This is a genomic window from Gaiella sp. (assembly GCF_035558935.1).
Lineage (GTDB): Bacteria > Actinomycetota > Thermoleophilia > Gaiellales > Gaiellaceae > Gaiella.
The window spans coordinates 1-18,231 of sequence record NZ_DATMBZ010000059.1; the positions used below are offsets into that span (position 1 = coordinate 1).

Genomic DNA, 18,231 nt, shown 5'->3' on the forward strand with positions numbered 1-18,231 from the left:
GATGACGCTCGACGAGGTCGTCGAGCACCTCGCGCACCGTGGTGCCGTCGGCCTCGACCTGGCGTGCGCCGCCGACCTCGTTGCGAAGCGTGGGGGGGATCCGGACGACGGTCACGACGCGTGCACCGCCGCTCCCTGACAGAACTCGACGTAGTCGATGTACTCGGTGATCGTCGGGTGGTCGCCGCACACCGGGCACTCTGGGTTGCGGCGGATCGCGACCTCGTCGAAGGTCGTGTGGAGCGCGTCGAAGAGGAGCAGCCGCCCGGCGAGCGACTCGCCGACGCCGAGCGCCAGCTTCAGCACTTCGCTCGCCTGCAACGAGCCGACGATCCCGGGGAGGACGCCGAGGACGCCTCCCTCGGCGCAGCTCGGCGCGAGCTCCGGCGGCGGCGGCGCCGGGTAGAGGCAGCGGTAGCAGGGCCCGTTCTCTGGGTCGAAGACCGTGACCTGGCCCTCGAAGCGATAGATCGAGCCGTGGACGACGGGGATCCGGTGCCACACGGAAGCGTCGTTCACGAGGTAGCGGGTCGGGAAGTTGTCGGTCCCGTCGAGAATCACGTCCCACCCGTGCGCGAGGACACGCTCGATGTTCTCGGAGTCGAGCCGCTCCTGGAAGGTGACGACCTCGACGTCGGGGTTGAGCGCCTCGATCGTGCGCTTCGCCGAGTCGACCTTCGGCTCGCCGAGCCGGTCCGTGGAATGGACGATCTGGCGCTGGAGGTTCGAGTCGTCGACGACGTCCGGGTCGATGATCCCGATCGTCCCGACGCCCGCAGCTGCGAGGTAGAGCGAGGCCGGGGAGCCGAGGCCGCCGGCGCCGATGAGCAGCACGCGCGAGTCGAGCAGGCGCTGTTGTCCCTCCTCGCCGACTTCCGGGATCAGCAGGTGGCGCCCGTAGCGGGCCCGCTGCGCAGGCGTCAGCGCCGCAGGGATGACGACCTCGTAGCCGTTCCGCTTCCAGCCGGCAAAGCCGTCCGAGAGGTTGACGGCGTTCTCGTAGCCGAGCTCGTGCAGGTCGCGCGTGGCGAACGCCGAGCGGGAGCCGCTCTCGCAGTAGACGACGAGCGGGCGGGTCTTGTCCGGGATGAGGGTCTCGACGCGCGACTCGAGGTTGTTGCGCGGAACGTGGATCGCGCCGGGGAGGTGGCCCTCGTCCCACTCCTCGCGGAGGCGCACGTCGACGAACAGCGGGCGCTCGCCCTGCTCGAGCAGGGCATTGGCCTGCGGCGTCGAGATCTCGTCGATCTCGGCGCGCGCAGCCGCCAGGAGCTCTCTGTAGCTCGCCATTACTTTCCCGAATATAGCGAGTGTGTGGCGGCCCGCGCAGACCCGAGGAGGAAGATCACCGGGTCGGCCTCCGTCGTGATCATATGAGGGGGGACACGAGATCTGCTGCAGAGATGTCGCGGGTGGCCCGATCCGCGGCTACCGTGGCGCCGTGTCGCCGTTCGCCCGCGTCGTCGCGTTCACGATCGCAGCGGCCGCGGCGGCCGTCGTGCTCGTCGTCGGCGTCGTCGCGCTGCAGACGGAGCCGTCGGGCGGCGCTGCACCGGCGCCCAAGGCTCGGAAGGGAGCGCCGCCCTTGACCCTCGAGCTCGGTGTACGCACCGATCGCGAAGCGGTCGCCCTCCGGCAGGCCGCCCGGCTCTACGCGTCGGGCAAGCGGGCCGCGGCGGGACGCTCGTTCGCCCGGCTCGACTCGGTCGAGGCGCGCGTCGGCCAGGCGTTCGCGGCCTGGCCCGACGGCACGGTCGATCGAATGAACCGCCTTGCGGGCCTGCACGCGCAGGACGCGGTGGTGCAGCTCAACCTCGGCGTGGCGCTCTTCTGGGCCGGCCTACCCGGGTCGGAGGACGCGTGGCGCGCGGCCGCCGCCTCGGAGCCCGATTCGCCGTACGCCGTCGCCGCGGGCAACCTGCTCCACCCGGAGTACGCGCGCGGGGTGCCGGTGTTCGTCGCGAGAGCGGCGCTGCCGGCAGGGCTCGAGGGCCTCTCGCCTCCGGCGCAGCTCGACCTCTTGCGGCGCAACGCCGCGAAGGACGTCGACGGCAAGCTCCTCTACGGCGTCGCGCTCCAGCGGCTCGGCATGCAGCGCTCGGCCGAGCGGATCTTCTCCGAGGCGGCGCGGGAGGCGCCGGACGACGCGGAGGCTCAGGTCGCCGCCGCCGTCGGCCGCTTCGACAAGGCGCGTCCGGCGGACGCCTTCTCGCGGCTCGGCCCCCTCACCCGGCGCTTTCCCGACAAGGCGACCGTGCGCTTCCACCTCGGCCTGCTGCTGCTCTGGTCGGGCGAGGTGAAGGAGGCGCGAACGCAGCTCGTCCGCGCGACGACGGTCGAGCCGGGCTCGCCGCTCGCCCGCGAGGCGCGAAAGTACCTCGACGAGCTGGACAAGGCCGGAGTCTGATGCCGGCGCGGATTTTTGACGGATCGCCGACTTTGTGGCTACCGTGTCGAGCGACGCGACGGAAGGGGCGGTCCTGAGCGCAGCAGCGAGTGATCCGGAACGGACGGCGACGGCACCGGAGGTCGTTCTCGCGACCGACGAGGCACGTGCCCTGCTCGAGAACGGGCGGGTTCAGGGACGCCTCGACGCGGACGAGGTCGCGCTGGCGCTCGACGAGCTGGACCTCGATCCCGCGCAGATCGACGCCTTCTACGACGCCCTCGACGAGGAGCAGATCGAGGTCGTCGTTCCCGAGGAGGACGCGGCGGAGGCCGAGAACGAGCGCGTCTGGGAGACCGCCGAGCCCGAGATCTCGACGGACACGCTCCAGCTCTTCCTCAAGGACATCGGGAAAGTGCCGCTCCTGACCGCCGCGCAGGAGGTCGAGCTCGCGAAGCGGATCGAGCGCGGCGACCATTCCGCGAAGCAGGCGATGGTCGAGGCGAACCTGCGCCTCGTCGTCTCGATCGCGAAGCGCTACCGGAACCAGGGGCTGCCCTTCCTCGACCTGATCCAGGAGGGGACGATCGGACTCGTCCGCGCGGCCGAGAAGTTCGACTGGCGCAAGGGATTCAAGTTCTCGACGTACGCGACCTGGTGGATCCGCCAGGCCGTGGCGCGCGCGATCGCCGACAAGGGCCGCACGATCCGGATGCCGGTCCACGTCGTCGAGAAGCTCAACAAGATCAGCCGCTCCGAGCGGAAGCTGCGCGGCGAGCTCGGGCGTGAGCCGACCTCCGCGGAGATCGCGCTCGACCTCGACCTCACGCTCGACGAGGTCGAGCAGATCAAGCGGAGCGCGCAGACGCCCGTCTCGCTCGAGAAGCCCGTCGGCGACGAGGAGGAGTCGGAGTTCGGGCACTTCCTCACCGACGAGTCGGAGCCGCTCCCCGACGAGGCGGCCGAGGTCGCGATGCGCCGCGAGGCCCTGCGCTCGATCCTCGGTGCGCTCTCTCCGCGGGAGCGCCAGGTGCTCGAGCTCCGCTACGGGCTCGACGGGCAGCAGCCGCGGACGCTCGACGAGGTCGGGCGCGCGTTCAACGTGACGCGCGAGCGGATCCGGCAGATCGAGCACCAGAGTCTGAAGAAGCTCCGTGCCCTCGCGGATGCCGCCGCCGTGCGCGACGTCGCGTGACGCGCGCTCCGGTTCGGCGACTCCGCGACTGGTGGCAACGGCGCCGGGGCAGGCGAAGCCGCATCCTCGACCTGCTCGCCGGGCCGGAAGACGACGTCGGAGGTGCGGGAGTCCGCGAGCCGCGCCGCCCGAGGACGCCCTCCCTCTCCGGTGCGGCGGCCGTCGACCCGCCCCGCGAGTTGGACTGAGGTCCGACCCGGCCGCGCCGCTACGATCGCGCGCGTGATCCCGGCCCACGAAGCGCTGGTCGTCGAGCTCGCCGAGCTGATCGCGATCCCGTCGGTCAGCGCCGACGCCGAGCACGCCGACGACGTGCGTCGAGCCGCCGAGTGGGTCGCCGCACGGATCGAGGCGATGGGCGGCTCGGTCGAGATCCAGGAGCGCGGCGGCCGCCCGCTCGTGATCGGCGAGGTGAGGGCCTCGACCGGCGACGACGCTCGGACGGTCCTCGCGTACGCGCACCTCGACGTCCAGCCGCCCGACCCGCTCGAGCTGTGGGAGTCCGACCCCTGGACGCTCGTCGAGAAGGACGGCTCGCTCGTCGCCCGCGGCATCGCCGACGACAAGGGGCACCTCTTCATGCTTCTCGAGGCGACGCGGCTGCTCGCCGCCGCCGGCGAGCTGCCGGTGGACGTGCGCTTCGCGATCGACGCCGAGGAGGAGATCGGGGGGACGTCGGTCGTCGACTGGGTGCAGGAGGACACCGGTCCTGTCGACGTCGCTCTGATCCTCGACGGTGGGTACGCAACGGAGACGCTCCCGAGCTTTTGCACGGCACTCCGTGGCCTCTGCTACTTCCACGTCACCGTCCGGACCGGCGAGCGCGACCTGCACTCGGGCTTGTACGGCGGGGCGGCGCTGACAGCGCCGCACGCGCTGATGCAGATGCTCGCCGCCGTGATGCCCGGCCCGAACGGACTTCTGCCCGAGCCCCTGCGCGAGGGGATCGTGCCGGCGACCGAGGCCGAGATTGCAGGGTGGGCCGCGCTGCCCGGCGGTGCCGACGAGCTCTCCTCGCACGGCGCCCGTCCCGTGGATCCGCAGGCGACCGACGACTTCTACCTGCGGACGACCGCCGAGCCGGCCGTCACGGTGAACGGCTTCGAGAGCGGGTCGCCGCGGCTGCAGAAGACGGTGCTGCCCGTCGAGGCGATCGCGAACGTCTCGATCCGGCTCGCACCGGGGCAGACGACTGCGGCGATCGGCCCCGTGTTCGAGCGGCTCCTCCGCGAGGCGGCGCCGGACGGCGCGGACGTCGAGATCGAGCTCTGGTCGACGGGTGAGCCCGGCTACGTCGACCCCGAGAGCCCGGCCGTCGTGACCGCGCTCGACGCCTTCGAGCGCACCCTCGGAACGCGGCCGCTCGTCGTCCGCACGGGAGGCTCGATCCCGGTGGTGGCCGCGCTCTCCGCGCGGGGGGTGCCCACGATCGTGACGGGGTTCATGCGCCCGACGGCGCAGCTCCACTCGCCCAACGAGAACATCCCGGCGAGCGCACTGCGAGAGGGGCTCGAGACGACGATCGAGGTTCTGAGGCGGTTTGCCACCCTCGGCTGACGCCCGCTACGCCGGCCCCCTCGCGGAGGAGCTCGGCGAAGAGGTGCTCGAGCGGTTCCTCCGCTACGTCAGGATCGACACGCAGTCCGACCCGTCGTCGACGACCTATCCGTCCACCGCCAAGCAGCTCGATCTCTCGCGGCTCCTCGTCGACGAGCTCCGTGAGATCGGGCTCGGCGACGTCGAGCTGACGGAGCACGGCTACGTGTTCGCGACCGTGCCGGGTACCGCGGAAGCGCCGGTGGTGGGGCTGATCGCCCACGTCGACACGGCTCCGTCCACGCCGGGAGCGGGTGTGACGCCGATCGTGCACCGCGGGTGGGCAGGTGAGCCGATCCGGCTCGAGGGCGATCCCACGCAGGTGCTCGACCCGGACGACATGCCCGGCCTCGCCGAGAAGGTCGGCCACGACCTCGTCACGAGCGACGGCACGACGCTGCTCGGCGCCGACGACAAGGCCGGGGTCGCGATCATCGTCACCGCCGCCCGCCGGCTGCTCGCCGACGACGCGGCGCGTGCGACCGCGCGCATCGCGTTCACGGTCGACGAGGAGGTCGGCCGCGGTACCGATCACTTCGACCTCGAAGGCTTCGGCGCCGACCTCGCGTACACGTTCGACGGCTCGGGGCTGGGCGAGGTCGAGACCGAGACTTTCTCCGCACACCAGCTCGTCCTCACGATCCACGGCGTCGGCGTCCATCCCGGCTCGGCCAAGGGACGGCTCGTGAACGCGCTCAAGTTGCTGTCGGACGTCGTCGCGGCGCTCCCGCGCGACCAGCTCTCGCCCGAGACCACCCAGGACCGGGAGGGCTTCGTCCATCCCGAGCGCGTCGCGGGCTCCGCATCGCAGGTGAGCCTGTGGATGATCGCCCGCGACCACGACGACGAGAAGCTGGAGCAGCATGTGGAGCTCGTCCGTCGGATCGCAATGGACGTCGTCGGCAGGGAGCCGCGCGCGTCGTTCACGCTCGAGGTCAAGGAGCAGTACCGGAACATGCGGCCCGAGCTCGACCGGCACCCCGAGGTCATCGAGGCCGCGGAGGAGGCGATCCGCCGCGCCGGCGTCGAGCCGGTGCACAGCATCATCCGCGGCGGTACCGACGGCGCCCGCCTGACAGAGAAGGGGCTGCCCACGCCGAACCTCTTCACCGGCGGGCAGCACTACCACTCGGTGCGCGAGTGGGCCTCCGTCCAGGACATGGCCGCCGCGGCGGCGACGTGTGTGGAGCTCGTACGGGTATGGGGCGAGCGGTTCCCGGGGTCTGTCCCCGGAGGGGACTGACCCCCGCGACGCTCGCGGGGAACTGGCACCTGCGGTGCCGGTCCCCTAGGCCGAGTGCACCTCGCAGCCGAGCCAGTCGTGCCCGAAGCGGCGCATCTCGTCGATGATCGGCTTGAGCGCGTCGCCCTTCTCTGTCAGCTCGTACTCGACGCGCGGCGGCGACTCGGCGTAGCTGCGGCGGACGACGATTCCTTCCGCCTCGAGCCAGCGCAGCCGCTCCGCCAGCGTCCGCGGGCTGATCCCCGCACACGCGTGCTCGAGCTCGGTGAACCGGCGCGGTCCCTCGGAGAGATCGTGGACGAGAAGAACCGTCCACTTCGACCCGACGATCTCGCCCGTCGCCGCGACCGAGCACTGCCCCGCCTGGTGGACGGGGAGCATCGTCCGAGACGTCTCGGCTCGTGTGGCCATGTCCCAAGTGTAGGGACAGATTCCGCCGGTGCCGAGGGGGTTTCCCGTAGATCTCGCGCCTGGATCAGTCCCAGGGGGGCGGATTGTGCACCCAGCGGCCGCCGACCATCGTCGCGACGACCTGCGTCTCGGGAAGCTCGTCCGCGGGGATCGCGACGACGTCGCGGTCGACCACGACGAGGTCGGCGAGGAATCCCGGTAGCAGCTTCCCGCGGCGCCGCTCGTCGCCTGTCAGCCAGGCCGGCGCGACGGTCGCCGCGTGGAGCGCCTGCTCGACCGTCAAGCACTCCTCCGCTCGCCACGCCGGGCGTCCGTCGATCGTTCGCAACACGCCCGCCGCGATCCCGGCGAGCGGGTCGAGCTCCTCCACCGGGGCGTCCGAGCCGTTCGCGACGACGGCGCCGCTCTCGAGCAGAGTCCGGAACGCGTACGCGCCGTCGAGCCGTTCCGGCCAGAACCGCTCGGCGAGGTCGCGGTCGGACGGCGCATGGCTGAACTGGACCGAGCAAGCGACTCCGAGCTCGGCGAACCGCGGCAGGTCGGCCGGATCGAGGCACTGCGCGTGCTCGATCCGCTGGCGGAGGCCGAGGGGCTGCCACGCGTCGGCGGTCGCCTCGAACGCGTCGAGTGCCTCGCGGTTCGCGCGGTCTCCGATCGCGTGGACGGCGACCGGCCAGCCGGCCGCGGCCGCGGCGCGGATGCCCTCCGCGAGCTGTTCGCCGCTCGTGATGCAGACGCCGCTCCCGTCGAGGAGCCACGCGGTCTGCGAGCCGAGCGTCCCGTCCATGAACGCCTTCAGGTAGCCGAGCCGGAGGTAGTCGTCGCCGAGCCGCGCGCGGAGGCCGAGCTCGGCGAGCAGGTGGACGTGGTCGAGCGGCAGCGACTGCCAGACGCGGAGCGTCAGGCCGCCGCCCTCGTGGATGCGGCCGAAGATGGCGTGGGCGCCGAGCCAGCCGTCCTTGTCGTGGATTGCGCCGACGCCGCGCTCGGCCGCAACGCGCAGGCCGTCACGGGTCGCGGCGACCCACTCCTCCTCGGTCACCTCGACGTGCAGGTCGCGGAAGCGCCACGCCGACTCCTCGCGGAGCACGCCGGTCGGCTCGCCCGCGGCGTCACGCTCGACGACGCCGCCGGGAACCTGGAGGTCGCCGTTCGCCCGGGCGAGCCCCGCGCTGTTGACCCAGAGCGAGTGGTAGTCCTTCGACCAGAGCGCGGCGGGGGCGTCGCCGGTGACGGCGTCGAGCGCCTCGCGCGAAGGGTGCTCCGCCCACCCGGCGTCGCGCCAGCCGTGGCCGCGGATCCACTCTCCACGGGGGCGGTGCGATCCGACGCGGACGAGCGCCTCGTCGAGCGACGCGACGCCTTCGAGTTGGACGTCGCTGCGCGCGAGCGACCAGGTCGGGAAGTGGACGTGCGCGTCGGTGAAGGCGGGGAGGACGCAGCGGCCGCCGAGGTCGACGCGCTCCGGCGTCGGCAGCGCATGCTCGTGCGTCCCGACGCCGCCGACGATCCGCTCGCCCGCGATCGCGAGCGCGGCAGCCGTCGGGAGCGACGCGTCCATCGTCCGGATGACGCCGTTCGAGAGGATCACGGGCGGCAGCGTAGACGTCCCCGCAGGGCCGCCGCAGCCTCGCAACGGGTGACGAACGATACGATCGAGGCCCGACCGGAGGATCGATGACCTTCGACCGTCCGCTGGCGCTCCTCTCGCTCGCGGTGCTCGCCGCTCTCGTCGGCGCGTACGTCCGCCTGTCGCGCCGCCGGCCCCGCTATGTCGTCCGCTATTCGAACGTCGACGTGCTCCGCAGCGTGGCGCCGACCGGTCCCTCGCGGCTCCGGCGGCACGCCGGGGCGGCGCTCCTCACGGTCGCGCTCGTGCCCCTGTGCGTCGCAGTCGCCGGGCCGCACGTCAACCGGTCGGCTCCGGTCGAGAACGCGACCGTCGTCCTCGTGCTCGACACGTCGCGGTCGATGCTCTCGACCGACGTCGCCCCGACGCGGCTCGATGCGGCGAAGGCGGCCGCGCAGAGGTTCCTCGAGCGCGCACCCGCGAGGCTCCGGGTCGGGCTCGTGACGTTCGCGGGGGACGTGAGTGTCGCCGCGATCCCGACCCACGACCGTCAGCGGGTGCGGCGCTCGGTCGCCGCGATCGACCAGTTCTCGTCCGGCGGTGGGACCGCGATCGGCGACGCGCTCGCCCGCTCGGTCGAGCTCGCGCGCGACACCTTCTCGGAGCCCGGGACGGCTGCCCCTACGACGGGGCCGATCCCGGCGCGCGGCGCGGTGACAATCCTCTTCCTCTCGGACGGTCGCCAGAACCGCGGGCTGATCCCGGCGGAGGAGGGGGCCTCGATCGCGGCCGACGCCGCGATCCCCGTCTTCACGGTGGCGCTCGGCACCGACCGTCCCGACGGCGCCGTCGGCAGCAGGTTCGGCGGCTTTGGCGGCTTCAACCGCGTCCCCGACCGCGAGACGCTGAAGGCCATCTCCGACCGAACGGGGGGCGAGTACTTTGCGGCGCGCTCCGCACGTGCGCTCGAGTCCGCCTACGCAGACCTCGGCTCCCGCCTCGGCCGCGCGAAGCGGCCCACCGAGGTGACGTCCGTCTTCGTCGCTGCCGCGGCTGTCGCGCTGGCGGGAGCGGCGGGGCTGTCGCTCGTCCGCCCCGCCGGCCTCCCGTGAGACGGGCGGGAGGACCGGCCGCGCGCCGGCCCTCCCGCGTACGCCTCACGCCCCCGACGGCAGGATGTTCTGGTTGACCCGGAACACGTTGTCCGGGTCGTACATCGCCTTGATCTGCGCGAGCCTCGGGTAGTTCGGGCCGTAGGTCGCCTTCACCCGGCCCTGACCCTCGTCGTCCATCATGAAGTTGACGTACGACGCGCCCGCCGTGAACGGGACGATCGCCTCGTGGTAGCCGACCGTCCAGTCGCGCACCGCGGAGGCCGACGCCGGGTTGGGATCGCAGCCGATGAAGACCTGCGACCACGTCGCGTCGCGGTAGCCGAACGCCGTGTCCTCGACCGCGACGTCGTTGACCGCTCCGTCGACGGGATAGAAGTGGGTTCCGGCCTTGAAGCCGGGCATGCGCTCGTTCCAGTCGCGGTTGATCGCGATCGCCTCGTCGGGAATCTCCCGGAGGAAGGCTCCCCGCCAGTACCACTGGTCGCCGGGGCCGTAGAGCCCGTCGAACGCGCTGTTGAGCGCCGCGATCGGCGTCCGGCCGACGCCGTGCAAGAGCGGCTCGACGGCGGAGACCATGGGCGCCATCGCCTTCTCCGCATCCTCGTCGGAGGCGTCGATCGCCCACACGACGCCGCACACCTTGCGCAGGTGGAGCTCCTCCGGGAACGCCTCCTTGACGGGCGGGATCGTGTGGAAGTTGAAGAACCCCATCACGTTGCGCGGGGCCGAGGGGAGCCATTCGCGGTAGATCCGCAGAAGCTCGTCGGCATCGTCGATCGCCCAGAAGGTCGGCCCCCCGACCACCGTCTCGAGCGGGTGGGCACGGAACGTGAACTCCGTGACGACGCCGAAGTTGCCGCCGCCGCCGCGGATCGCCCAGAAGAGATCCGGGTTCTCGTCCGCGCTCGCGGTCACCTGCGAGCCGTCCGCGAGCACCATCCGGGCGGAGACCAGGTTGTCGACGGTGAGGCCGTGCTTCCGCGCGAGGTAGCCGTGGCCGCCTCCGAGCGTCAGGCCGCCGACGCCGGTCGAGGAGATGATCCCCGTCGGCACGGCGAGGTTGTGCGGGCCGGTTGCGGCGTCGACCTCGCCCCACACGGCGCCGCCTCCGACGCGCACCGTGCGCGTCTTGGGGTCGACCGACACCGCCTTGAGCGGCGAGAGGTCGATCACGACGCCGTCCTCGACGCTGCCGAGGCCGCCGCCGTTGTGCCCACCGCCCCGCACTGCGAGCCGCAGGTCGTGTTCCCGTGCGAACCGGATCGCGGCCGCGACGTCCTCGGCGCTCGCACAACGGGCGATCAGCGCCGGCCGCCGGTCGATCATCGCGTTGAAGAGCGCGCGGGCGTCGTCGTACGTCGGGTCGCTCGGCCCGATCAGGCGGTCGCCGAACGACGCCAGCTCGTCGCGCGCGCTCTCTACTGCAGACACGGTCGTGCTCATCCGTTCCTCCTCGATCGACGGTGGATCGCATTCGAGGGTAGGAACGGCGTCGTTCCGTGTCATGACCGGTGCTGACCGACTTCGCGGGCGGACGGCGCGTGCGTCATGATCAGTTCTGACTATTCGATGGCTGGAGGCCCTCCACTTCCCGGCCCGCTCCGGCTGCCGCCGACGTACGCATTCGCCGGACGGGCGCACGAGCTCGCGACGCTCCGCGCGTTGCTGCCGCGTGCCGCGGGGGAGGGCAGACGTGCGGCGCTCGTCGCCGGGGATCCCGGCTCCGGCAAGAGCCGCCTCGTCCGCGAGCTGGCGCGCGCGGTCGCGGACGACGGCGTCGTCGTCCTCTACGGCGACTGCGACGCGGTCTTCGGGACGCCCTATGGGCCCTTCCAGACCGCGCTCGAGCACCTCGTCGCGCACACCGAGACCGAGACGCTCGTCCGGCACCTCGGCCCCGGTGGCGGGGAGCTGACCCGCCTCCTGCCCGGCCTGGGGACGCGCGTCGGAGAGCTCCCCGCGCCAACCGCGTCCGATGCCGACACGGAGCGGCATCGGCTGCACACCGCGGTGACGGACCTGCTCGTCGGGATCTCCACGGAGGCGCCTCTCCTGCTCGTGCTCGAGGACGTCCACTGGGCCGACGCGCCGACGCTCCTCCTGATGCGTCACCTCGTCCGCTCGGGGGCGGCCGCGCGCATGCTGCTCGTCGCGACGTTCCGCGACGCCGAGGCGGAGGTTCCCGCCGAGCTCGCCGACGCGCTCGTCGACGTGACGCGCACCGAGGGCGTCGTCCGGGTCCGGCTCGGCGGGCTCTCGACAGACGAGGTCCAGGAGTTCGTCCGGCTCGCCGCCGGTGTCGAGCCGGTAGCGGCGCTCATCCAGGCGGTCCACGACCTGACGGGCGGCAACGCGTTTCTGGTCACCGAGCTCTGGCGCGAGCTCGTCGATTCCGACGCGCTCGAGATCGGGACGCACGCGGCCCGGCTCGTCCGACCCGCGGCGGAGCTCGGCGTGCCGACGACTGTCCGGGAGGTCGTCAACCAGCGGCTCGCCCGTCTCGAGCCCGGGGCCAACGAGATCCTCGAGCTCGGAGCGATCACGGGCGCGGAGTTCGAGCTGGAGACGGTCCGGAGGGCCGCGGGCGTCTCCGAGACGGTTCTGCTCGGCTCGCTCCACGAGGCGGTGAAGAGCGGCCTGCTCGTCGAGGCGTCCGGGCGCCTGCTGACGTATCGGTTCGCGCACGAGCTCGTGCGCCGTGCGGTCACCGACCGCCTGCCCGCGCCCCGGCGGGCGGAGATCCACCTCCGGGTCGCCGAGGCGCTCGAGAGCCAGGCCGACGGACAGGCGCGGCTGGCGGCGCTCGCGCACCACTTTGCCGAGGCGTCGCCCGTCGGAGGTGTGGAGCGCGCGGTCGAGTACAACCTCCTGGCGGCCGAGTCGGCCATGCGCGCGGTCGCGTTCGGCGAGGCCGAGGACCGTTTTCGAACGGCGCTCGACCTCGGGCTGCGCGACGAGGCGGAGCGGGCGGCCGTGATGCTCAGGCTCGGCCAGACGTGCCACCTCGCCGGCCATGCCGACGCGGCGCTCGAGGCCTTCGCCGAGACGGCCGAGCTCGCGCGGTCGCTGGGCGACCCCGAGCTGCTCGCGCGCGCGGCAATCGGCTTCGAGGAGGCCTGCTGGCGGCCGGCCTTCCACGAGCTCGGCGCGGTGGAGCTGCTCGAGGAGGCGGCGGTGGCGCTCCCGGCTGACGACTCGGAGCTTCGGGCGCGCGTTCTCGGCGGGCTCGCACGTGCGCTCGAGCTCCGCGGCGACTCCGGCCGTGCGGCGCTGGCGCGCGACGAGTCGATCTCGATGTCGCGCCGTCGCGACGACCGGCGCACGCTCGGGATGACGCTCGCGCAGTCCTACTGGTCGCGCGGGAGCTCCTCCAACGAGGACGTCAACCGGATGCTGAACGAGGCGCGAGCGCTCGGCGAGGAGCTCGACGACGTCGATCTCCAGGGCGAGGCGCTCTCCTGGCTCGTTCCCTCGTATGTCGTGCTCGGCGACCACGACGCGGCGCGCGAGTGGCTCGGTCAGCTGCTCGCGGTCGCCCGCCGGTTGCGCCAGCCGTTCCTCTCCCATGTGGCCGAGCACTACGCGGGCGCGATGGCGCTCTGCGACGGCGACCTCGCCGAGGCCGAGGCGGCGGCGGCGCGCTCCCAGGACTGGGCGCGACTCTTGACGGGCCGCGACGCGGCGGGGGTGTTCGGGATCCAGATGTTCTCGATCCGGCGCGAGCAGGGCCGGCTCGCCGAGCTCGCGCCGCTCGTCCGCCTGCTCGACGGTGCCGCCCGGGACGGCGCCTGGCGGCCCGGGCTGATCGCGCTCCTCGCCGAGCTCGGCATGAAGGACGAGGCGTCGGCAGAGCTCGGCCGGGTGCTCGGCGCGGGGCTCGGGACGTTGCGCCCGTCGCTCTGGCTCGCCTCGCTCGTGTACCTCGCCGACGCGGCGGCGATCCTCGGTGACGCCGCCGCGGCCGAGGCCCTCTACGCCGAGCTCGCGCCGTACGAGGGGAGCAACGTGATGATCGGCCACCTCGTGGTCTGCTACGGGGCGGCCGACCGCTATCTCGGGATGATGGCCGCGCAGCTCGGCGACTGGGAGCGGGCGGAACGCCACTTCATGGCGGCGCTGGCATTCGACACGCGCCTCGGCGCGCGCACGTGGCTCGCGCACACCGCCTACGAGTACGCACGCATGCTCCTGGCGCGAGGAGCGGAAGAAGACCGAGCGAACGCCCAGGCGCAACTCGGCCTCGCGCTCGGCGTCGCGAATGCGATCGGGCTTCCGACCCTCACGATGCGCGCGACGGAGCTCGGCGCCGACCTCGCCCCCGCGCCGCACCATCCGGACGGCCTCAGCGCACGCGAGGTGCAGATCCTCGCCGAGCTCGCCCGGGGCCGCTCGAACCGCGAGATCGGGCGTGTGCTCCACATCAGCGAGCACACGGCCGCGAACCACATCCGCTCGATTCTCCGCAAGACCCGCACGGCGAACCGCACCGAGGCCGCCGCCTACGCGCTCCGGCGGGGCCTCGTCCCGGCCGAGGGGTCGTAGTACGATCGAGTCATGCCTCTCTACGTGATCGAACGCACCTTCGCCGAGCGGCTGGAGCTGCCCGAGGACGTCGTCCGCCGGATCGACGACGTCAACGCGGACGAGGGCGTCAGCTGGCTCTTCTCGTTCATCTCGGCCGACCGGCTGCGCACCTACTGCCTCTACGAGGCGCCGTCGCCGGACGCGATCATGGAGGCCGCCCGTCGCGCGAACGTTCCCGCCGACGAGATCGTCGAGGTGAGCAAGTTCGTGCCCGCCGAGGTCATCGGCTCCACGTAGCGGCCATACACTTCGTCGCGTGCCCTGGGACGTGCTGACCGACGAGCAGCGGGAGCTGCGCGACCTCGTCCGGACGCTCGCGCGCGAGCGGATCGCGCCCCGCGCGGCGGAGATCGACGCGTCGCACGAGTTTCCGTGGGACGTCGTCGAGCTGTTCCGTGACCAGGGCATCTTCGGGCTCTTCTTCGACGAGGAGGCGGGCGGCACGGGCACCGGGACACTGCTCGCCCTGATCGCGATCGAGGAGGTCTCGAAAGTCTGCGCGACGAGCGGGCTGATCCTCGCGGTGCAGGAGCTCGGGTCGCTCGGGCTCAAGCTCGGCGGCTCCGAGGAGCAGCGGGGATCGTGGTTGCCGCGGCTCGCCTCGGGCGAGGTGCTCGGCGCGTACGCGCTCACCGAGGCCGGCTCGGGCTCGGACTCGGCGGCGATGCGCACGGTGGCGCGGCGCGACGACGGCGAGTACGTGCTCGACGGGACGAAGCGATTCATCACCAACGCGGGGGTCGCGGGCCTCTACACGGTGTTCGCGAAGACCGACCCCGAGGCGGGACATGCGGGGATCTCCGCCTTCCTCGTCGAGCCGGACACGCCCGGCTTCGAGGTCTCGCGCCTGGAGGAGAAGATGGGCATCGCCGGCTCGACGACAGGGGAGCTCGTCTTCGACGGCTGCCGCGTGCCCGAGTCGAACCGGCTCGGATCGGAGGGCACGGGCTTCAAGCTTGCGATGCGGATTCTCGACCGTTCTCGTCCGGGCGTTGCGGCGCAGGCACTCGGTATCGCGCAGGGCGCCACGGACTACGCGCTCGAGTACGCGCGCAGCCGCGAGACGATGGGCAAGCCGATCGCGCAGCACCAGCTGATCGCCGCAAAGCTCGCCGACATGGAGACGAAGACCGAGGCGGCCCGCGGTCTCCTCTACCGCTTCGGGCAGATGGCCGACGCCGGCGTCCCGGAGGCCGAGCTGACGAAGGCGTCCGCGATGGCGAAGCTCATGTGCGGCGACGTCGCGATGGAGGTCGCCACCGAGGCGGTGCAGATCCTCGGTGGCTACGGCTACGTGAAGGAGTACCCCGTCGAACGGTTCATGCGCGACGCGAAGATCACGCAGATCTACGAGGGTACCCAGGAGGTGCAGCGTCTCGTGATCGCCCGCGAGATGCTGAAGGAGTCGCGCGCCTTCCTGCTCGCCGGCGTCGCGTAGCGGGGGACTGGCCCGGAGAGGCCTGTCCCCCGTGACGCTCGCGGGGGTCAGTTCCCTGCGGGGACAGACCTCTGAGCCTTGCTCTCCCAGTAGCGGTTGAGCGCGCCCTGCACCTTGATGAACCACACGAAGGCTCCGACGATCGGGAGCAGGAGCCAGAGGCCGGTCCAGCCGGTGAAGGGAGCTTCTCGTCCGTCCGCCTTGAACATCTTCCCGACGTCGGAGGGGATGAGGAACCAGGTCACGGGCGAGAGGACGATGTAGATCACGAGCCCGACGACGCCGCCGACGCCGATGCCGGAGTGCTCCTTCACCTCGTCCTGCGTCTTGAAGACCCAGTAGAGGGTGTAGATCCCGAGGGTCACGATCGCGAGGAGGATCGCGAAGCCGATGCCGCGCGGTTGCCCGAGCGGGCCGCTGGTGGAAGCTTGTGTGCTCATGGGGTCACGTTCTCCTTCTCGCTCGTGATGCCTGCGCCCTCGCCGTCGCCGGCCGGAGGCGTCGCCCGCGGATACCGCTCCTCCAGCGCCTCGACGTAGGTGGCCAGCTCGTTCGCGACGCCGCTGTCGTGGATCTCGACGACGTTCTCCGCATTCCGCTCGCCCGAGCGGGAGAAGTTGAACGACCCGACGAACGCGACGTCGTCGGTGACGACCACCTTCGCGTGCATGAAGTCCTGCACGCCGTCCGGGCGCCACGGCGTCGAGGGCTTGCCGGCGAACGCCGCCCGCTCGACGATCGTCTCGAGGAGCGGGATCTTCCACGCGCTCATCGCGTTCCGGCCCCACTGGCGGAAGACGTCGTCGACCTGGGTGTCGTCGACGACGCCGACGACGCGACAGCGGCGCTCGTTGACCACCTCGACGAGCGTGCCGAGGATCGGCCCCGCGGTCAGCACCGGCGACGCGATCCGGATGCGGCGCTTCGCGCGACCGATGTGCTTCGCCACGCGGTGCGACAGCGCGTCGCCGAAGCCCGGCGTGAACCACGGACGGACTTCGATGCCGCCGTCGAGCTCGACGGGCCGCGGCTGGACCGTTCCGGTGCCCTCGACGGCACCACGTTCCCAGAGCTCGTCGAAGGCGAGCGTGAAGGCGAACGCGAGCCGCTCCGCATCGAGCAACCGGACGACGACGTTCTCCTGCCGGGTCCACGAATCCTCGGTCCAGTTCATCGAGCCGGTCCACACGTCCGTCCCGTCCCGGACGCAGAACTTGTGGTGCATCAGGTCGGGGATTCCTGCGATCCCGCGTGTCTCGACGGGAAGCGCCTCGATCGCCTCGGGGCGGGTCTCGGGCGGCGGCGGCACCGGGATCGGGCCGGGGTGGTCGACGTTGTACATCAGCCTCACGTGGACGCCGCGCTGATGCGCGGCCAGCAGCGACGCGAGTACGAGCGCCCCCGCCTCGGTCTCGAGCCGGACGTCGTACAGCGCCAGGTCGAGCGTCTCGCGGGCCGCCGTCAGGAACGCTGCGATCTCGGACGCGACGCGGGAGGCCGGCTGGCCACCGTCGGTGAGTGTGGTCAGCTCGATCGGCATGACGGCGCTGAGTACGAGGTCGGAGCGGATCTCGTGGCGCGCTCAGCGTAGACGAGCTGCCCCGTGGCTCCCCGGCTGCGGTCACGCCCCGCTCGCCTCGAGCCCGCACCGACGCCGTAGGACACCGCGGCGCCCGTCGCCGGGTCGACCTCCAGCCCGCCGGCGAAAACGGCGGGGCCGTGCTGAGCCGCTCTCATTACCGTCTCATTTCGCATTCCTACGCTGAGCCCGTGGAGCCCGTCGACATGGTGAGGCGGCTCCCCTCGCCGCGGCACGGCGTCGAATGACCCGCTCCCGGTTGCGCGCCGAACGGCAGATCCGAGTCGGCGGCGTCGCCATCTTCGTGCTCCTCCTCGCGGTGGCCACCGTCGGGTGGCGGACACTGGCGCAGGAGCGTCAGCCTTCCGAGTCCACCGCCGCGGGCAAAGCCTCGGCCCCCGCCCCACCGACCAGACGATCCGCGACGCCGCCGCCATCACCTCGAACCGCTGCCGAGGCCGCGCTCGGGCTGTGGATGCGGTTCGGACGTCGATCGCCGCAGCGTTCGTTCGCTGCGCATGCCCGACCCGCGCGGAAGAGACCGCCGAGGTACAGGCGCCCATCCGCAACCTCGAGATCGCGCACGTTGCCCGAGTAGTCGTCACCGACGTCGGTCACCGGTTCGACGGCCTCCCCGGTGCGCGGGTCGACCACGGCAAGGTTGACCCGGCGCGTACCACCGCCCCCAGGGTGGCCGTGGCAATCACTGCTGCGAGCTTGTTCACGTCCTCGTTCCCTCCGCGGTCGTCAGGCAGCTCGCCCGGCGCCCCGACCGTGAACCGCGTTGGCCCGGCTCGGACGAATCCGTGCCTCGCCGTCTTCTCATTCTGCGCAGCGCCCCCGGCGGCGAATCGGCGCTCTCGCCGACGGAGCTTGTGGAGAACTACCGACCCCTTGGTTGTTGACTCAATATCTCATGATCTATTGAGATATGTGTACTCTGTGCGCGTGCCGCACAGCGTGCGTCCCGTCCACGAGGTCAAGGCAGGGCTCTTTCGCGTGCTCGGACATCCGGCCCGCGTGCGGATCATCGAGCTGCTCCGCGACGGCGAGCGCTCGGTCGGCGCGCTCCAGGCCGAGCTCGGGCTCGAGTCCGGGGCAACCTCCCAGCACC

General features: G+C 71.9%; 16 protein-coding genes. 9 read left to right on the forward strand and 7 right to left on the reverse strand.

What is annotated here, in order from left to right; genetic code table 11:
* Window positions 1-111: 111 nt before the first annotated feature.
* The gene (gene moeB / locus VNM44_RS05800) at window positions 112-1,290 is read right to left on the reverse strand and encodes a molybdopterin-synthase adenylyltransferase MoeB (RefSeq protein ID WP_325623628.1); all 1,179 of its coding nucleotides are present in this window, start codon (window positions 1,288-1,290) and stop codon (window positions 112-114) included.
* 151 nt (window positions 1,291-1,441) lie between these two features.
* On the opposite strand from moeB, the gene VNM44_RS05805 reads away from it, so the two are divergent.
* From VNM44_RS05805 to pepT, 4 genes are all read left to right on the forward strand, one after another.
* A complete protein-coding gene (locus VNM44_RS05805; RefSeq protein ID WP_325623630.1) occupies window positions 1,442-2,407 on the forward strand; it encodes a hypothetical protein in 966 nt (321 codons plus the stop codon).
* Between the two features lie 151 nt (window positions 2,408-2,558).
* Complete coding sequence (locus VNM44_RS05810) at window positions 2,559-3,581, forward strand: sigma-70 family RNA polymerase sigma factor (protein ID WP_414652957.1); 1,023 nt, start codon at window positions 2,559-2,561, stop codon at window positions 3,579-3,581.
* 222 nt (window positions 3,582-3,803) lie between these two features.
* Window positions 3,804-5,138: a M20/M25/M40 family metallo-hydrolase gene (locus VNM44_RS05815; RefSeq protein ID WP_325623634.1), complete on the forward strand. Its 1,335-nt coding sequence runs from the start codon at window positions 3,804-3,806 to the stop codon at window positions 5,136-5,138.
* A complete protein-coding gene (gene pepT, locus VNM44_RS05820; RefSeq protein WP_325623636.1) occupies window positions 5,122-6,420 on the forward strand; it encodes a peptidase T in 1,299 nt (432 codons plus the stop codon). Before VNM44_RS05815 ends, pepT begins: the two co-directional genes overlap by 17 nt.
* 45 nt (window positions 6,421-6,465) lie before the next feature.
* Here the strand turns inward: pepT and VNM44_RS05825 are convergent, their stop codons facing one another.
* Together VNM44_RS05825 and VNM44_RS05830 are read right to left on the reverse strand one after the other, a co-directional pair.
* Window positions 6,466-6,831 (reverse strand): helix-turn-helix domain-containing protein, encoded by a 366-nt coding sequence (locus tag VNM44_RS05825; protein ID WP_325623638.1) that lies wholly within the window; start codon window positions 6,829-6,831, stop codon window positions 6,466-6,468.
* Window positions 6,832-6,895: 64 nt separating this feature from the next.
* Complete coding sequence (locus tag VNM44_RS05830; RefSeq protein ID WP_325623640.1) at window positions 6,896-8,422, reverse strand: amidohydrolase; 1,527 nt, start codon at window positions 8,420-8,422, stop codon at window positions 6,896-6,898.
* An 86-nt stretch (window positions 8,423-8,508) separates the two neighbouring features.
* On the opposite strand from VNM44_RS05830, the gene VNM44_RS05835 reads away from it, so the two are divergent.
* Complete coding sequence (locus VNM44_RS05835; protein ID WP_325623642.1) at window positions 8,509-9,513, forward strand: VWA domain-containing protein; 1,005 nt, start codon at window positions 8,509-8,511, stop codon at window positions 9,511-9,513.
* A gap of 45 nt (window positions 9,514-9,558) precedes the next feature.
* Here the strand turns inward: VNM44_RS05835 and VNM44_RS05840 are convergent, their stop codons facing one another.
* On the reverse strand, window positions 9,559-10,959 hold the full coding sequence (locus VNM44_RS05840; protein WP_325623644.1) for an FAD-binding oxidoreductase: 1,401 nt from the start codon (window positions 10,957-10,959) through the stop codon (window positions 9,559-9,561).
* Between the two features lie 105 nt (window positions 10,960-11,064).
* Here VNM44_RS05840 and VNM44_RS05845 point away from each other — a divergent pair, with 105 nt between their 5' ends.
* Genes VNM44_RS05845 through VNM44_RS05855 form a run of 3 tightly spaced genes read left to right on the forward strand, consistent with a single transcriptional unit; the run spans window position 11,065 to window position 15,538 of the window.
* Window positions 11,065-14,058, forward strand: a complete 2,994-nt coding sequence (locus tag VNM44_RS05845; protein WP_325623646.1) for a helix-turn-helix transcriptional regulator — start codon at window positions 11,065-11,067, stop codon at window positions 14,056-14,058.
* Between the two features lie 12 nt (window positions 14,059-14,070).
* The gene (locus VNM44_RS05850; RefSeq protein WP_325623648.1) at window positions 14,071-14,337 is read left to right on the forward strand and encodes a DUF4242 domain-containing protein; all 267 of its coding nucleotides are present in this window, start codon (window positions 14,071-14,073) and stop codon (window positions 14,335-14,337) included.
* A 19-nt stretch (window positions 14,338-14,356) separates the two neighbouring features.
* A complete protein-coding gene (locus VNM44_RS05855) occupies window positions 14,357-15,538 on the forward strand; it encodes an acyl-CoA dehydrogenase family protein (protein ID WP_325623650.1) in 1,182 nt (393 codons plus the stop codon).
* 47 nt (window positions 15,539-15,585) lie between these two features.
* Here the strand turns inward: VNM44_RS05855 and VNM44_RS05860 are convergent, their stop codons facing one another.
* From VNM44_RS05860 to VNM44_RS05870, 3 genes are all read right to left on the reverse strand, one after another.
* The gene (locus VNM44_RS05860; protein WP_325623652.1) at window positions 15,586-15,978 is read right to left on the reverse strand and encodes a DUF4234 domain-containing protein; all 393 of its coding nucleotides are present in this window, start codon (window positions 15,976-15,978) and stop codon (window positions 15,586-15,588) included.
* A complete protein-coding gene (locus VNM44_RS05865) occupies window positions 15,975-17,078 on the reverse strand; it encodes a phospholipase D-like domain-containing protein (RefSeq protein ID WP_325623654.1) in 1,104 nt (367 codons plus the stop codon). Before VNM44_RS05865 ends, VNM44_RS05860 begins: the two co-directional genes overlap by 4 nt.
* 396 nt (window positions 17,079-17,474) lie before the next feature.
* Entirely contained in the window at window positions 17,475-17,771 is a 297-nt protein-coding gene (locus VNM44_RS05870; RefSeq protein WP_325623656.1) for a hypothetical protein, read from the reverse strand.
* Between the two features lie 366 nt (window positions 17,772-18,137).
* Between VNM44_RS05870 and VNM44_RS17100 the strand changes: the two genes are divergently transcribed.
* A partial coding sequence (locus tag VNM44_RS17100; protein WP_349258018.1) for an ArsR family transcriptional regulator occupies window positions 18,138-18,231 on the forward strand: 94 nt, incomplete at its 3' end.

What these genes read in the sequence shown, in the direction of transcription:
- moeB (WP_325623628.1), bottom strand. Translation starts at nt 1,290, where the DNA reads ATGGCGAGCTACAGAGAGCTCCTGGCGGCTGCGCGCGCCGAGATCGAC.
- VNM44_RS05825 (WP_325623638.1), bottom strand. Translation starts at nt 6,831, where the DNA reads ATGGCCACACGAGCCGAGACGTCTCGGACGATGCTCCCCGTCCACCAG.
- VNM44_RS05835 (WP_325623642.1), top strand. Translation starts at nt 8,509, where the DNA reads ATGACCTTCGACCGTCCGCTGGCGCTCCTCTCGCTCGCGGTGCTCGCC.
- VNM44_RS05840 (WP_325623644.1), bottom strand. Translation starts at nt 10,959, where the DNA reads ATGAGCACGACCGTGTCTGCAGTAGAGAGCGCGCGCGACGAGCTGGCG.
- VNM44_RS05845 (WP_325623646.1), top strand. Translation starts at nt 11,065, where the DNA reads ATGATCAGTTCTGACTATTCGATGGCTGGAGGCCCTCCACTTCCCGGC.
- VNM44_RS05850 (WP_325623648.1), top strand. Translation starts at nt 14,071, where the DNA reads ATGCCTCTCTACGTGATCGAACGCACCTTCGCCGAGCGGCTGGAGCTG.
- VNM44_RS05860 (WP_325623652.1), bottom strand. Translation starts at nt 15,978, where the DNA reads ATGAGCACACAAGCTTCCACCAGCGGCCCGCTCGGGCAACCGCGCGGC.
- VNM44_RS05865 (WP_325623654.1), bottom strand. Translation starts at nt 17,078, where the DNA reads ATGCCGATCGAGCTGACCACACTCACCGACGGTGGCCAGCCGGCCTCC.